The organism is Nocardia sp. CA-136227 (genome assembly GCF_050955695.1).
GTDB lineage: Bacteria > Actinomycetota > Actinomycetes > Mycobacteriales > Mycobacteriaceae > Nocardia.
The window spans coordinates 589,006-603,402 of sequence record NZ_CP192081.1 but is presented as its reverse complement, the minus strand read 5'-3'; the positions used below and the strand labels follow the sequence as shown (position 1 = coordinate 603,402).

Genomic DNA, 14,397 nt, shown 5'->3' with positions numbered 1-14,397 from the left:
CTTGAGTAACACAGCAACCGACATCGCGGTGGTGGGCTTCGCCCACGCGCCGCACGTGCCGGAGACCTTCGGCACCACCAATGGCGTGGAGATGCTCGCGCCGTGCTTCCAGGAGCTCAAGCAGAAGCTCGGCGTCGGCGTGGCCGATATCGACTTCTGGTGCTCGGGCTCCTCGGATTACCTTGCGGGCCGCGCGTTCTCGTTCATCTCGGCGATCGACTCCATCGGCGCGGTGCCGCCGATCAACGAGTCGCACGTGGAGATGGACGCGGCCTGGGCGCTGTACGAGGCGTGGGTGAAACTCCGCTCCGGACAGGCGCAGACCGCGCTGGTCTACGGCTTCGGCAAGTCCTCGGCCGGCACCCTGCGCCAGATCCTGGGTCTGCAGACCGACCCGTACCTGGTCGCGCCGCTGGGCGTGGACTCGCTGTCCATGGCCGGGCTGCAGGCCCGCGCGGGCCTGGACGCGGGCCGCTGGACCGAGGCCGACATGGCCGCGGTGGCCGCCCGCACCACCGGCGGTGACATCGACAAGCTGCTGGCCGCGCCGAAGATCAACGATCCGCTGCGCGCCCATGACGTCGCCCCCATCACCGACGGCGCGGCCGCCATCGTGCTGGCCGTCGGCGACCGGGCCCGCGAACTGTGCGAGCGTCCGGCCTGGCTGACCGGTATGGCGCACTACATCGACTCCCCCGTGCTGGGCGCCCGCGACCTGACCGTCTCGGACTCCGCGGCCAAGGCGGCCAACGCCGTGACCGGCGGCGACGCCGGCGGTTTCGATGTCGCCGAACTGCACGCACAGTTCACCCACGAGGAGCTGATCCTGAAGCAGGCCATCGGCCTGAACGGGAACACCCGGATCAACCCGTCCGGCGGCGCGCTGTCGGGCAACCCCATGTTCGCGGCCGGCTTGGAGCGCATCGGCTTCGCCGCCCGGGAAATCATCAATGGCACCGCGAATCGCGCACTGGCGCATGCCGCCAGCGGCCCCGCGTTGCAGCAGAACCTCGTGGCCACCCTGGAGGCACGTTCATGAGCTACGCAGCTGCCGTCCTCGGCACCGGTCAGACCCATCACGTGACCAAACGGTCCGATGTATCGATGGCCGGAATGATCCGCGAGGCCATCGACCGGGCGCTCACGGACTCCGGCCTGACCATGGCCGATATCGACGCCGTGGTCATCGGTAAGGCCCCCGACTTCTTCGAGGGCTCCATGATGCCGGAGCTGTTCCTCTCGGACGCCCTGGGCGCCACCGGAAAACCGCTGCTCCGGGTGCACACCGCCGGTTCCGTCGGCGGCTCCACCGCGGTCGTCGCGGCCAACCAGGTCCAGGCCGGCGTGCACCGCCGGGTGCTGGCCGTGGCGTGGGAGAAGCAGTCCGAGTCCAACGCCATGTGGGCGCTGTCGAACCCGGTGCCGTTCACCATGCCGGTCGGCGCGGGCGCGGGCGGCTACTTCGCCCCGCACGTGCGCGCCTACATCCGCCGCTCCAACGCCCCGCTGCACGTGGGCGCCATGGTCGCGGTGAAGGACCGCCGCAACGGCGCGCGCAACCCGTTCGCGCACCTGCACCAGCCCGACATCAGCGTGGAATCGGTGATGGCGTCCCAGATGCTGTGGGACCCCATCCGTTTCGACGAGACCTGCCCGTCCTCGGACGGCGCCTGCGCCATCGTGATCGGTGACGAGGAATCGGCCAAGGCCGTGGAGGCGCAGGGCAAGAAGGTCGCGTGGGTGCACGGCACCGCCATGCGCACCGAGCCGCTGGCCTACGCGGGCCGCGACCAGGTGAACCCGCAGGCCGGTCAGGCCGCCGCGGCGGCGCTGTGGAAGCAGGCCGGGATCACCAACCCGCTCGAGGAGATCGACGCGGCCGAGATCTACGTCCCGTTCTCGTGGTTCGAGCCGATGTGGCTGGAGAACCTGGGCTTCATGCCCGAGGGCGAGGGCTGGAAGCTCACCGACGCCGGCGAGACCGCCATCGGCGGGAAGCTGCCGGTCAACCCGTCGGGCGGCGTGCTGTCCTCCAACCCGATCGGCGCGTCGGGCATGATCCGCTTCGCCGAGGCCGCCAAGCAGGTCATGGGCCGCGCGGGCGACTACCAGGTGGAGAACGCCCGCAAGGCCTTCGGCCACGCGTACGGCGGTGGCTCGCAGTACTTCTCGATGTGGGTCGTCGGCAGCGAGCAGCGATGACCACCACCACCGAGCACCCCGCGCGGGTGGCGGGCGCGGCTTCGCAGGCCGCGGTGCGCGCCAAGGACAAGGACGCCTGGGTGGCGTTGTTCGCCGCCGACGGCATCGTGGAGGATCCCGTCGGGCCGTCCTTCTTCGATCCCGAGGGCGTGGGACACCGTGGCGCGGAAGCGATCGCGGCGTTCTGGGACAAGGCGATCGCCCAGACGGAGTCGATCGAGTTCCTCTTCGACGACTCCTTCGCCTGTGGGCAGGAGGTGGCCTTCACCGGCCGCATCCGCACCACCATGGGCGGGCACATCGTGGATGCCGAGGGCGTGTTCACCTACAAGGTGGACGCTGACGGCAAAATCGCTGCGCTGCGCGCCTTCTGGGAGACCGAGCGTGCGATGGCGACGATGAAGAAGGCCTAGGGCCTCGAAAACCGAAGCGGGCGACTGGATGATCCAGTCGCCCGCTTCTATTTTGTCTCCGCCCTGAGGAGTGAGAGGGGTACAGGGCGGATCAAACCATCAGTGCCTCAGTGCTTTACAGGGCAGCCGCCCTTGTAGTCCACCTGCATCTCCTTGATGCCGTTGAGCCAGCCCGAGCGCAGGCGCTTGGGGTCGCCCAGCTTGGTGATGTCGGGCATGTGGTCGGCGATGGCGTTGAAGATGATCTCGATCTCGAGTCGAGCCAGGTTCGCGCCGATGCAGAAGTGCGCGCCGGTACCGCCGAAGGACAGGTGCGGGTTCGGGTCACGCAGGATGTTGAAGGTGTACGGGTCCTCGAACACCTCTTCGTCGAAGTTGGCCGAGCGGTAGGACAGGATGACCCGCTGGCCCTTCTTGATCTCCACGCCGCCGACCTCGACGTCCTCGAGCGCGGTGCGCTGGAAGGAGCTGACCGGGGTGGCCCAGCGGATGATCTCGTCGGCGGCGGTCTTGGGCCGCTCCTTCTTGTAGAGCTCCCACTGGTCGGGGTTCTCCATGAAGGCGATCATGCCGTGCGTGGTGGCATTACGGGTGGTCTCGTTGCCCGCGACCGCCAGCATCATGACGAAGAAGCCGAACTCCTCCGGCAGCAGCGCCTCGCCGTCCATATCGGCATTGATCAGCTGGGTGACGATGTCGTCGGCCGGGCAGGCGCGACGGGCTTCGGCCATCTGGTACGAGTAGCCGAGGATCTCGGTGGAGGCGACCACCGGGTCGGCGTTCGATTCCGGATCGTCGTAGCTGGTCATGTCGTTGGACCACTGGAAGAGCTTCATGCGGTCTTCCTGCGGCACACCGATCAGCTCGGCGATCGCCTGCAGCGGCAGCTCGGCGGCCACCTGCTCCACGAAGTCGCCGTTGCCGGACTCGACAGCGGCCTTCACGATGGACTCCGCGCGGGCGGTCAGCTCGGCGCGCAGGCCGTTGATGACGCGCGGCGTGAAGCCCTTGGAGATGATCTTGCGGAGCTTGGTGTGCTCCGGGGCGTCCTTGTTCAGCAGGACGAACCGCTGCAGATCGATCTGCTCGCGGGTGATGTCGTCCTGGAACCGCGGGATGGCGGTGTTCTCATAGGTGGAGAACACGTCATCGCGGCGCGAGACGGTCTTCACATCGGCATGCTTGGACAGGACCCAGAAGCCGTCGTCGGTGAAGCCACCGACCTCCGGCGACTTCGGGTTCCACCAGATAGGCGCAGTTTTGCGCAGTTCGGCAAGCTCCTCGGCCGGCACTCGCTTCGCCCAAATTTCGGGGTCGGTGACGTCGAATCCATCCGGCACTCCGGGCCGGGCTGCAGTGTCAACCACCAGCAGTCTCCTTTGACCAACTGAAACACGTTCTACCGCTATTGAAGCACAGGGGGTAGAACAAGAGAAGGGACTAGGTAATAGTCCGGAACAGACTTACGTTACTGGTCGTGAACTCGTTGCAGTTCTGATCCGGAAGGAAAGACAATGGGTACTCCCGTCATCGTCGAGGCCGCGCGCACCCCGATCGGCAAGCGCAATGGCTGGCTCGCCGGCCTGCACGCCGCCGAACTGCTCGGCGCCGCACAACAGGGCGTGCTCCAGCGCGCGGAGCTGAACCCGGCTCTGGTCGAGCAGGTCGTCGGCGGCTGCGTCATGCAGGTGGGCGAGCAGGGCAACAATGTCACCCGCACCGCGTGGCTGCACGCCGGACTGCCGTGGCAGACCGGCGCCGTCACCATCGACAACCAGTGCGGTTCCGCGCAGCAGGCCGCGGGCATGGTGGCCGGCCTGATCGCCACCGGCGCCATCGAGGTCGGCATGGCCTGCGGCATCGAGTCCATGAGCCATGTTCCGTTGGGCGCCAACGTCGGAACGCACGCCGGGCCGCGTCGCCCCGCGTCGTGGGACATCGACATGCCGAACCAGTTCGAGGCCGCCGAGCGAATCGCCAAGCGGCGCGGCATCACTCGCGACGACGTCGAGGAGCTGGGCGTGCGCTCGCAGCGGCTGGCCGCGCAGGCGTGGGCCGAGGGCCGCTTCGACCGCGAGGTGCTGACCATCAAGAACGCCCCGCAGGTCGACAAGGAGGGCAACCTCACCGGCGAGTTCGCCGACATCAGCAAGGACCAGGGTCTGCGCGCGACCGACCGCGAGGGCCTGGCGAAGCTGAAGCCGGTGCTGGAGGGCGGAATTCACACCGCCGGTACGTCCTCGCAGATCTCCGACGGTGCCGCCGCCGTACTGCTGATGGACGAAAAGGCCGCGCAGCGTGAGGGTTTGCGTCCGCGCGCCCGCATCGTCTCGCAGTGCCTGGTCGGTGGCGAGCCGGAATTCCACCTCGACGGCCCGGTGCAGGCGTGCGAGCGACTGCTCGAGCGTTCCGGCATGAGCATCTCCGATATCGACTTGTTCGAGATCAATGAGGCTTTCGCTTCCGTGGTGCTGTCGTGGGCCTCGGTGCACAAGCCGGATTTCGATCGCGTGAACGTCAATGGCGGTGCGATCGCGCTCGGCCACCCGGTCGGCAGCACCGGATCCCGCTTGATCACAACGGCTTTGCACGAGCTGGAGCGCACCGACAAGAGCACCGCCATGATCCTGATGTGCTGTGGCGGCGCCCTCGCGACCGGCACGATCATCGAACGGATCTAGTCTCTCAATGATTTTCGGCCAGGTTGAACGTTCATCCGTCTTGCCCTGAGACGTGGCGTACGCCACACAAAATCCGGTACAGACAAGAAGATGATCCGTCAGCTATCTTATGGCTACCCGAGGCCCGTCCGGGAAGACCCCCGCGACGGGCCAGAACCGGGGCTCTTAAGCCCTTGGCAAGAACCGTGGGGTTGGCCCGCAAACGCCCAAGCCACAGCGGGTGAACCGGATCACCGCCTAGAAGCTTCAAGGAAATCGCGAATCAGGCGTAGGTTTTCAGTTACTGAGCCGCTAATATCAATGATACGTATCCGAGATAACGACTGTTAGTACAGCGAAGGGAATTGGGCGGCTCACAATGGCTGATTTCGCGGCGCGGCTGAACAAGCTGTTCGAAACCGTGCATCCCCCGGGGCGTAAGCCGCACACGAACGCAGAGGTGGCGGCCGCCTTGACGGCATCCGGCCACCCGATCTCGAAACCGTATCTGTCGCAGTTGCGGTCGGGACAGCGCACGAACCCGTCGGATGAGACGGTGGCTGCTCTGGCAAAGTTCTTCAAGGTCAAACCGGACTACTTCTTCAACGACATCTACGCGGCGAAGATCGATCACGATCTCGAGCTGCTGTCCCAGCTGCAGGGCTATGGACTCCGTCGTCTGTCGAGCAGGGCGTTCGACCTGTCCGAAGAATCTCAGAATCTCCTCACGTCTATGGCGGAGAAGTTGCGGGCAAGCGAAGGTTTGCCCGAAATTCCTCCGGATGGCACGGAATAAGCACTGCCACAGAGCAACACAGTGCGGCTAGCTCGGAGGCCGCACTGTGTTGGTTTGTTACAGGGCTTGCTCCAGACCGGACATAAGGCGGCCGCCGGTACTGTTTGCAGGGCAGTACCGGCGTCTCCGCCGGACCATGCGGTCCACGTGAAGGATGTTGCACCGGTCTCAGCCCGCTGAGGCCATGTGGCGCAGACCCCTGCGCTGGTGCAGTATGCACAAAGCTGGCATAACGCCGTCCAGGTGTACCTGGATGGCCGAATCAGTTGTTTTGTGCACTATGTCGTTTTGTGCACTGTGAGTGTTTCGCCCCATTGCACCAACCGGACAAGCACGAGTGACAACTTCGAGTGACAAGCAAAGTCCCGTACCACGCACGGCGGGTTCGGTGAGACGAAACCTCGGATACGAAGTCTCATCGAGAAGGCCCGCCGGAATGCCGCGCCCATGGCAATCACGCGAGGTACGGGACTTGCGCATTTGCGACAGGATCGCAAAAGCGTCGGTGATCTCCGCGTGATCAACTTCGAGGCCCTTCCGGACGGTAATGCCCGGCGGACTCAGAAGGTAATGGAAAAGTAAATGTCTACCGTTTGGCAGACCCCGGAACCGTGGCCTGCGCCGGCGCCGCGTCATACGCGCGCGCGATGGCCTGCACCCACCCGCGCGGACTGACCCCCGCGGGCGGCGAGATCCAGCGGCCGTCGATCACCGTCTCGCCGAACGGATTCCGCGCCCACTCGGCCACCCGCCGCGCCCGATCGGCCACCGAGACCGGCGGCTGACCCGCCGCGACCAGCTCCACACCGCCGCCGGACTGTAGATAGAGCGCGTCCATGATCTGCGCGACCTGGTCCGATGCCTTGAGCTGGGTGCCCGAACCGGTCTGTTCGTGCGCCACCACCTCCGGGAACCGCGCGATCAGCACCCGGTGCAGGGTGCGAATCTGTTTGAGCAGCACCCGCGCCCGCCACCACAGCTCGATCACGATCCACACCGCGCCGATGGCGATGAGCAGCGCCGCGATCTGCCACATCGGCCAGAACCAGCCCTCGTCACCCGGATTCGGCATGGGCTCGTCGTTCACCGCGCGGCGAATCGACAGGGCCGCCAGCAAGCCGACCACCGCGGTACCGGTCGTGTACAGCGCGATGCCGCGGCCGAGGGTGGTCCAATCCAGGTTGCGCACACCGGTGATCACGATGAAGACGCACTCCACCAGCACGATCGCCCAGCCGAAGGTGACCGACCAGAGCAGGGTCAGCAGCATGGCGAGCGCACCGCCGCCATAGATCATCATGGCGATCTGGCGCAGATTGCGACGCGACACCACCGGCCACGCGGCCGAGGCCACCACCGAGGTGGCGGTGGCGAACATGATCCACGCGGCCGTCACCACCCGGTCGCCCAGCCACAGACCGCGCACACCGTTCGGTATCAGATGATCAACGGCCAGACCGATTTCCGGCACTCCGACCGTCGCCGCCAACGCGACCGCGGCCACCGCGATGACGATCGCGACCCGAGCTGTCGTCGCAGGTTTCACCAGCACACGCCCGACGCGCGCGCCCGAGGCCATCCACACCAGCATGGCCACCAACCAGAAGGTCATGCCGCGTCCTTTCGGGGATGACCGAGGGCCACTACGTGGTTACGCAAGCTGCCGCCTCCGGGGCCTGACTCGGTCATCCCAGCGCCTCATCGAATCGAAGGACCGAGACGCCCGCGCCCCGGCTGTTGAACACCCGCAGGCGGGTCATCAGCATGCTCGCGAAAGTCTCCGCTTCCCATTCGCACTGCTCGTCGTCGCCCAGATCGATGGCCTTCTGATGCGCGCGCTGGCTGAGCATGTAGGCGATCAGATCGTCGCTGGCCTCCAGCACCACCTCGGTCGCCGCCTCGCCCGGATGGTCGAAGACGATGTGGCCGAGCTCGTGCGCGAGGGTGTGCTCACGGCTGGGCAGCGCCTGCGCCAGCACGATCACGTCCCGGTCCGGATAGCTGCGGCGCTGGCCGCACACGCCCGGACCCAGTGTGGCGCTGGCGATCTCGATCGGCCGCCGCCGCTCCGCGGAGATGGCGAGCACCACCTCGTCGAGGTCGGTGGCGTCGAAGTCGGCCGCCACCGCGCACACCGCGTCCACCGCGGCGGCCACCCGGCGGTAGGACCCGATGCTATGAGCCTTGCTCTCGGTCATCGCGGTCCCCTCATGCCCTCGGTCCGAAGAATGCCGCGCGCGCGGCGTCGACCCGGGCCTGCGCCGCGGACGCGCTCTGGAAACTGACCGCACCCGACCCGGTGCCCGCCAGCGCCATGGCGATCAGGCCGCCGATCACCGACAGCGGCTTCCACGGCGGCAGTGGCGAGTTGTGCGAGGTCGGCTTCACATCCGGATCCGGTTGCGCCAGAACGGGAGCGGGCTTCGGGGCGGGCGGCGCCGGGGCGGCGGACACGGCCTCCGGCGCCGGTGCGGCGCCCACGGGGGCCACCACCGCGGGCAGCGCCGGAACGGCCGGGGGCTGCGGAATCTCCAGCGGCACCGGCGGCACCGCGGGCGCGGGCGGCGGCGGAATCAGCAACAGCAGCAACGGCGAGGCGCAGATGGCGGCGGAACCGAGTCCCGCCGAACCGAGCACCGCGGAACCCGCCGCCGCCGAACCCAGATCTGCCGAGCCCGCGGCGGAACCCACACCGGCCGAGCCGACACCCGAGCCGGTGGCGGCCGAACCCGCGCCGGAGCCCGCCGAACCCAGCCCGGTGAGCGCACCGACCGCGGAACCCACACCGGCGGAACCGATTCCGGCCGAGCCGACCGCGGCCGAACCGGTGCACAGTGCGGCCAGTCCGGCCGAGCCCACGGCGGCCGAACCGACCGCGGCGGAACCCGTTGCGGCCGAACCGGTGCCGAGCAGTAGCCCCAGCAGCGCGGAGCCGGTGCCGAGCCCCGCCGATCCGACGCCCGCGGAGCCCAGGCCCAGCACCGATCCGGTGCCCAGTCCGGCGGAACCGACGGCGGCGGAGCCGGTGCCCAGCACGGCCGAACCGGTGGCGGCGCCCGCGGAACCGGTGCCCGCCACGGCAGAACCCAATCCCGCGCCGGCGGAACCGGTTACGGCCGAACCGCTACCCAGTGCCGCCGAACCGGTGCCGCCCAGCACGGCGCCCAGGCCCGCGGAGCCGACCGCGGCCGAGCCGACGCCCAGTCCGGCCGAGCCGGTACCGAGGCCGAGCAGAATGGAGAGCAGATCCTGAGGTCCGGCCACCGGGGTGCCGGGCACGGCGACCGGCTGCGATGGGGCCGCCGATGCGGGCGTCTGGCCGAGGGGCGCCGGATCCTGGCCGGCGGGCGCGGGATCGAGCGGCAGGCCCGGCTGCGCCTCCGCGGCAGCGGGCCCGAGCAACGCCGAACCGGCGACAGCTGCGATCACTGCCACCAGACGCATTGCACGATCGACGATCATGCGACAGCCATCCCCTCATCGATACCGCGCGCTTTGGCTTGCTCCGCACCAGGGGCACGGAATCCCGATCCGCGACAGGCGGTTCGGGACAGGTGTCGAGCTCACACTGTCGCCCCGATTGCCGGGCTGTTGCGGAACGCGGTCATCGTACCGGTCGCTACGTCATTCCGCACAAGTCCCGATCGCATTAGGGGTGCTCACAAACCGTACGCCCGCGCTTACCCCCTCGTCCCCAATATCACCAAGCAGCGCAGGCGAATTGCCCGTGATCAGGTATTCTCGCCCGACCTCACGAGCGAATCGGCGGGCTGTGAGATTCCGGCCTCCCCCTGCGGGACCGATAGTTCAGACAAATCGGACAGTTTGCGGCCGGGTATCCGCTCCACCCGACCCCGGAAAGCGCGAAGCCGCCCCCGGGCGAGAGGTTCCGGGAGCGGCTCGGTGCGCCGGACATGCGGCGCGCAATGGATCCGATGGTGTGCGGATCCGGGGTGCGCGGCCGGGCTGTGGTGGCCGCGCACGTCGGGGGCGTCAGGCCGAAGTCGTGACGCGGTACTTGGCGAGGCTGTCGATGCGCTCGACGGCCTCGGTGATGATGCTGTCCATCAGGTCCGCCACGCTCGGCAGATCCTCGATGATGCCCGCGACCTGACCCGAGGCGAGCACACCGGCTTCGGTGTTGCCCTCCACCAGACCGGCCTTCAGGTACATGGCGGTGTTCGCGCCCATGATGACCTGCGACCAGGTGAGGTCCTTGTGCTTGCGGGTGTTGAGGCCCTCCTTGGCCAGCGTCGTCCACTTCATGCCGGTCATCGACTTGAACTTGGCGGCGTTGACCAGCGCGGCGTACAGGCCGCGGATATTGCCCGAGTGCTCGAGCTTCTCGACCAGCTCGGTCTTGAGCACGCGGTGCGGCATGCCGTCGACCTTGAGCGAGACCACGGTGTCCTGCAGCCCGCGCTTGAGGTACTCCTGCTTCACCGAATCCGGGACGCTGGAGTCCTGGGTCAGCAGGAAGCGGGTGCCCATGGCGACACCGGCCGCGCCGTAGGACAGCGCGGCGGCCAGGCCGCGACCGTCGAAGAAGCCGCCACCGGCCACGACCGGGATGTCGACGGCGTCCAGGACCGACGGCAGCAGCAGGGTGGTCGCGACGGAACCGGTGTGGCCACCGCCCTCGCCGCCCTGCACGATCACCGCGTCCGCGCCCCAGGAGGCGACCTTCACCGCGTGCTTGGCCGCGCCGATGGACGGCATCACGACGACGCCGTTGTCCTTCAGCTTCGCGATCAGCTCCTTCTTGGGAGCCAGCGCGAACGAGGCCACCTTCACGCCCTCGCGGATCATCATGTCGATGCGGTCCGGGGCGTCCGACAGGTCGGCGCGGATGTTCACGCCGAAGGGCTTGTCGGTCTTGGCCTTGGTCTTGGCGATGGCCACCTCGAGCTCGTCGAGGTCCATGGTCGCCGAGGCCAGGATACCGAGGCCGCCCGCATTCGCGGTGGCCGCGACCAGGCCGGGTCCGGCGACCCAGCCCATGCCGGTCTGCACGACCGGGTGCTCGATGCCGACCAGTTCGGTCAGCGGCGTCTTCAAACGCTGAGCGGTCATGCCGTCACTTCCTTCTCGCGGAAACCCTTCGGGTCCAGCACGGTCCGGATGATGGTGAGCTCTTCCTCGGTCGGCAGCCGGGTCTCGCCCGCCTCGGCCAGACCGGCGACCTCGAACGAAGTGTTCTCCGCGACCTCGTCGGCGGTCACACCGGGGTGCAGCGACAGCGCGCGCAGGGTGTGGTCCGGACCGTTGAAGTCGAACACGCCCAGGTTCGAGACCACCCGGTGCAGGTGGTGGAACCGGTAGGCCGGGTTCTCCGGGTCGATCTTGTCGTAGCCGATGCCGGAGACGATGTCGACCTGGTCCACGAACACCCGCTTGTTGTGCTTGGGCACGAAGTAGCTGGTGGCGTGGTTGATGGTGTTGCCCGGCGCGCCGCGCACACCGAACATCTGGCGGGTCGGCTGCTGCAGCGGGCCGAACGCCGACAGGTTCTGGTTGCCGAAGCGGTCGAGCTGGTTGGCGCCCATGACCACGTGGCGGCGACCGGAGTTCACGACGTCGAAGACCTTCGAGAACGGGATCCAGCCTTCGATGGGAGCCTTGCCGCCGATCGGCGGGACCTCGGCGAAGAACAGCGCCTCACCGTCGGACAGCAGCAGGTCGGGCTCGAAGGTGAGCCGCGCCAGGCGCGCGCCGATGGTGGTGACGGTGGACATCGGGGAGGCCATGATCTCGCCCGCGCCCCGGAAGATCTCCGCGGCCGCGACGACGCAGATCTCGGCCCGAGTGATCGTGGTGGTGTCGGTCATTACTTCTGCTCCTCGGCGAAAGCCTTGACGGCGGCCTGGTATTCGGCCTCGGACACGTCCAGGAAGCGAGCCTTGAACTCGGCCCACGACTCGGGGGTCTTGGCGGCCTCGACGTAGTGGCGCTGGAACTTCTCGTCGCGGCCGTAGCTGCCGGAGAAGGTGAAGTGCGCGCCGCCGGGAGCCTCGACGACTCCGTCGACCATCATGCGGTTCAGGACGAGGGACTGCGTCGGAACGGCTTTCACCAGTTCCTCGGTCTCGACCAGGCGGTCCACCGACAGGTAGCGCTTCTCGGCCGAGAGCATGTACAGGTCGTCCATGTACGGGTCGACGCCGGTGTAGGCGGCGTTGCCGTGCTTGTCGCCCAGGTCCAGGTGCACGAAGGCGGCGTCCAGGTTCAGCGCGGGCATGGCGACCAGGGTCTCGTTCTTGCCGTCGGTCGAGTACGGCGACTGAACGGTCTTCAGCTCGCCCTCCCAGAAATCGACGACCGCGGAACCCAGGCCGGCGCGGATCGGCAGGAACGGCAGGCGGGCCGCGGCGGCCTGCAGACCGCACTTGACCATGCCCTCGTCCATCTCGCGCACGGTGATCGCGCCCTCGGTCCGGGCCTTGGCGAACCACGGGTCGTAGAACGGCGCCGAGTCCAGGGACACGAAGCCGTAGTACGCCTTCTTGACCTTGCCCGCCGAGCAGAGCAGACCCAGGTCCGGGCCGCCGTAGGTGACGACGGTCAGATCGGTGACGTCCGAACGCAGCAGGGCGCGCACGAAGGCCATCGGCTTACGCCGGGAACCCCAGCCGCCGATGCCGATGGTCATGCCGCTGCGCAGCTCGCCGACGACCTCGTCGAGGTTCATTCGCTTGTCGCGCATGGCTTTACTTCCCCTTCTTCTGCGCGGCCAGGTCGTCGTCGAAGCGCGCCCGGATCTCGTCGGCCACACCCGCGAGGTTCAGCTCCATGGTGAAGCCCTGCTCGAAGCGGTACGAGCGGTGCACGTCCTGCACGTCGATGCCGTTGAGCGCCTTCTTGGCGGCGCGGATCACGCGGCCGTCCTTGTTGGCGATGTTCTTGGCGACCTCCATGGCGGCGGCGTCCAGTTCGGCGCGCGGCACCACCTTGAAGACCGAGCCGTAGTGGTGCAGCTGCTGCGCGGTCAGGGTGCCCGCGGTGTAGAACATGGTCCGCATCAGGTGCTGGGGGACCAGTCGGGCCAGGTGGGTGGCCGCACCGAGCGCGCCGCGGTCGACCTCGGGGAGGCCGAAGGTCGCGTCGTCGGAGGCGACGATGACGTCGGAGTTGCCGACCAGGCCGATGCCGCCGCCGAGGCAGAAGCCGTTCACGGCGGTGACGACCGGGACCTCACAGTCGTAGATCGCGGCGAACGCGGCGAAGCAGCCGTGGTTCGCGCGGATCAGCGCGGTGTGGCCGGTGTCGGCGTTCATCTCCTTGATGTCCACGCCGGCGTTGAAGCCGCGGCCCTCGGCGCGCAGCACCACGACCCGGGTCTCCGGGTTCTTACCGGCCTGGGTGACGGCGTCGGCCAGGGCGAACCAGCCGTCGGAAGGCAGAGCGTTGACCGGGGCGTAGTCGACAGTGACGACTTCGACGCCCTCGGTTTCGGTGTGACGGTTGATCCCCATCGCGAGTCCCATCGTTGGCAAAACAAGCAAGTGCTTGGTAGGTTAGCACGGTGGGAATCGAAGTAAACCTGTCCGGCTCGGTCGTCTTGGTCACCGGCGGCGTGCGCGGCGTCGGCGCCGGCATCAGCCGGGTGTTCCTGGACGCGGACGCGACCGTGGTGGCCTGCGCGCGACGCCCCGGCGACACCCCCGTCGAGAGCAATGGCCGCACCATCGACTTCCTGCCGTGCGACGTGCGCGATGTGGATTCGGTGCGCGGGCTCGTCGAGACGATCGTCGAGAAGTACGGGCGCCTGGACACCGTCGTGAACAACGCCGGCGGCGCGCCCTTCGCCCTGGCCGCCGACGCCAGCGCCAACTTCCACTCGAAGATCGTGCAGCTGAACCTGCTCGCGCCGCTGCTGGTTTCGCAGATCGCCAACGAGGTCATGCAGAAGCAGGACACCGGCGGTTCGATCGTGATGATCTCCAGCGTCTCCGGGCACCGGCCCTCCCCCGGCACCGCGGCCTACGGCGCCGCCAAAGCCGGTGTGGACAGCCTGGTTTCGTCGCTCGCGGTGGAATGGGCGCCCAAGGTCCGGATGAACTCCGTCATCTGCGGCCTGGTCAACACCGAGTCCTCGCACCTGCACTACGGCGACGAGGACGGCATCGCCTCGGTCAGCGCCACGGTGCCCATGGGGCGCATGGCGACCCCGGAGGACATCGGCCGCACCGCCGCCTTCCTGGCCTCCCCGCTCGCGTCCTATGTCACCGGCAGCGCGCTGCTGGTGCACGGCGGCGGCGAGAAGCCCGCCTTCCTGGAAGCCTCCACCGCGGACGTCCCCGCCGTCTCAGGCCACTAGACCGACCGA

General features: G+C 67.9%; 14 protein-coding genes. 6 read left to right on the top strand and 8 right to left on the bottom strand.

What is annotated here, in order from left to right; genetic code table 11:
• The first annotated feature begins 1 nt into the window (after position 1).
• The 3 genes from ACQP06_RS02825 to ACQP06_RS02815 are packed head-to-tail and all read left to right on the top strand — an operon-like array spanning position 2 to position 2,615.
• Positions 2 to 1,039 carry a thiolase domain-containing protein gene (locus ACQP06_RS02825; protein ID WP_433670248.1) on the top strand — a complete coding sequence of 346 codons (1,038 nt, stop codon included), beginning with the start codon at positions 2 to 4 and terminating at the stop codon, positions 1,037 to 1,039.
• On the top strand, positions 1,036 to 2,202 hold the full coding sequence (locus tag ACQP06_RS02820) for a thiolase domain-containing protein (protein ID WP_357282761.1): 1,167 nt from the start codon (positions 1,036 to 1,038) through the stop codon (positions 2,200 to 2,202). Before ACQP06_RS02825 ends, ACQP06_RS02820 begins: the two co-directional genes overlap by 4 nt.
• Positions 2,199 to 2,615 (top strand): nuclear transport factor 2 family protein, encoded by a 417-nt coding sequence (locus ACQP06_RS02815; RefSeq protein ID WP_433670246.1) that lies wholly within the window; start codon positions 2,199 to 2,201, stop codon positions 2,613 to 2,615. The genes ACQP06_RS02820 and ACQP06_RS02815 overlap by 4 nt, the downstream gene beginning before the upstream one ends.
• A 107-nt stretch (positions 2,616 to 2,722) precedes the next feature.
• On the opposite strand, the gene ACQP06_RS02810 is transcribed toward ACQP06_RS02815, so the two are convergent.
• On the bottom strand, positions 2,723 to 3,982 hold the full coding sequence (locus ACQP06_RS02810) for a cytochrome P450 (protein WP_433670244.1): 1,260 nt from the start codon (positions 3,980 to 3,982) through the stop codon (positions 2,723 to 2,725).
• Positions 3,983 to 4,129: 147 nt separating this feature from the next.
• Between ACQP06_RS02810 and ACQP06_RS02805 the strand changes: the two genes are divergently transcribed.
• The gene (locus tag ACQP06_RS02805; protein ID WP_357089770.1) at positions 4,130 to 5,296 is read left to right on the top strand and encodes a steroid 3-ketoacyl-CoA thiolase; all 1,167 of its coding nucleotides are present in this window, start codon (positions 4,130 to 4,132) and stop codon (positions 5,294 to 5,296) included.
• Between the two features lie 358 nt (positions 5,297 to 5,654).
• Complete coding sequence (locus tag ACQP06_RS02800) at positions 5,655 to 6,071, top strand: helix-turn-helix domain-containing protein (RefSeq protein WP_011207048.1); 417 nt, start codon at positions 5,655 to 5,657, stop codon at positions 6,069 to 6,071.
• Positions 6,072 to 6,657: 586 nt separating this feature from the next.
• Here the strand turns inward: ACQP06_RS02800 and ACQP06_RS02795 are convergent.
• The 7 genes from ACQP06_RS02795 to ACQP06_RS02765 form a co-directional block, all read right to left on the bottom strand.
• Entirely contained in the window at positions 6,658 to 7,683 is a 1,026-nt protein-coding gene (locus tag ACQP06_RS02795; protein ID WP_433670242.1) for a hypothetical protein, read from the bottom strand.
• A 73-nt stretch (positions 7,684 to 7,756) separates the two neighbouring features.
• Positions 7,757 to 8,269, bottom strand: a complete 513-nt coding sequence (locus ACQP06_RS02790; RefSeq protein WP_357089776.1) for an ImmA/IrrE family metallo-endopeptidase — start codon at positions 8,267 to 8,269, stop codon at positions 7,757 to 7,759.
• Positions 8,270 to 8,279: 10 nt separating this feature from the next.
• Entirely contained in the window at positions 8,280 to 9,506 is a 1,227-nt protein-coding gene (locus ACQP06_RS02785) for a hypothetical protein (protein ID WP_433670240.1), read from the bottom strand.
• A gap of 558 nt (positions 9,507 to 10,064) precedes the next feature.
• Positions 10,065 to 11,144 (bottom strand): NAD(P)H-dependent flavin oxidoreductase, encoded by a 1,080-nt coding sequence (locus ACQP06_RS02780; RefSeq protein WP_433670238.1) that lies wholly within the window; start codon positions 11,142 to 11,144, stop codon positions 10,065 to 10,067.
• Complete coding sequence (locus ACQP06_RS02775; protein ID WP_433670237.1) at positions 11,141 to 11,899, bottom strand: CoA-transferase subunit beta; 759 nt, start codon at positions 11,897 to 11,899, stop codon at positions 11,141 to 11,143. Before ACQP06_RS02775 ends, ACQP06_RS02780 begins: the two co-directional genes overlap by 4 nt.
• A complete protein-coding gene (locus ACQP06_RS02770; RefSeq protein WP_433670235.1) occupies positions 11,899 to 12,774 on the bottom strand; it encodes a CoA transferase subunit A in 876 nt (291 codons plus the stop codon). Before ACQP06_RS02770 ends, ACQP06_RS02775 begins: the two co-directional genes overlap by 1 nt.
• Positions 12,775 to 12,778: 4 nt before the next feature.
• Positions 12,779 to 13,543: an enoyl-CoA hydratase family protein gene (locus ACQP06_RS02765; RefSeq protein WP_357089788.1), complete on the bottom strand. Its 765-nt coding sequence runs from the start codon at positions 13,541 to 13,543 to the stop codon at positions 12,779 to 12,781.
• A gap of 50 nt (positions 13,544 to 13,593) precedes the next feature.
• On the opposite strand from ACQP06_RS02765, the gene ACQP06_RS02760 reads away from it, so the two are divergent.
• Positions 13,594 to 14,388 (top strand): SDR family oxidoreductase, encoded by a 795-nt coding sequence (locus tag ACQP06_RS02760; RefSeq protein WP_433670233.1) that lies wholly within the window; start codon positions 13,594 to 13,596, stop codon positions 14,386 to 14,388.
• Positions 14,389 to 14,397: the final 9 nt, after the last annotated feature.

Bases quoted from the DNA above. Each gene is read 5' to 3' on its own strand.
- ACQP06_RS02820 (WP_357282761.1), top strand. From the start codon at position 1,036: ATGAGCTACGCAGCTGCCGTCCTCGGCACCGGTCAGACCCATCACGTG.
- ACQP06_RS02815 (WP_433670246.1), top strand. From the start codon at position 2,199: ATGACCACCACCACCGAGCACCCCGCGCGGGTGGCGGGCGCGGCTTCG.
- ACQP06_RS02805 (WP_357089770.1), top strand. From the start codon at position 4,130: ATGGGTACTCCCGTCATCGTCGAGGCCGCGCGCACCCCGATCGGCAAG.
- ACQP06_RS02800 (WP_011207048.1), top strand. From the start codon at position 5,655: ATGGCTGATTTCGCGGCGCGGCTGAACAAGCTGTTCGAAACCGTGCAT.
- ACQP06_RS02795 (WP_433670242.1), bottom strand. From the start codon at position 7,683: ATGACCTTCTGGTTGGTGGCCATGCTGGTGTGGATGGCCTCGGGCGCG.
- ACQP06_RS02790 (WP_357089776.1), bottom strand. From the start codon at position 8,269: ATGACCGAGAGCAAGGCTCATAGCATCGGGTCCTACCGCCGGGTGGCC.
- ACQP06_RS02780 (WP_433670238.1), bottom strand. From the start codon at position 11,144: ATGACCGCTCAGCGTTTGAAGACGCCGCTGACCGAACTGGTCGGCATC.
- ACQP06_RS02775 (WP_433670237.1), bottom strand. From the start codon at position 11,899: ATGACCGACACCACCACGATCACTCGGGCCGAGATCTGCGTCGTCGCG.
- ACQP06_RS02770 (WP_433670235.1), bottom strand. From the start codon at position 12,774: ATGCGCGACAAGCGAATGAACCTCGACGAGGTCGTCGGCGAGCTGCGC.
- ACQP06_RS02765 (WP_357089788.1), bottom strand. From the start codon at position 13,543: ATGGGGATCAACCGTCACACCGAAACCGAGGGCGTCGAAGTCGTCACT.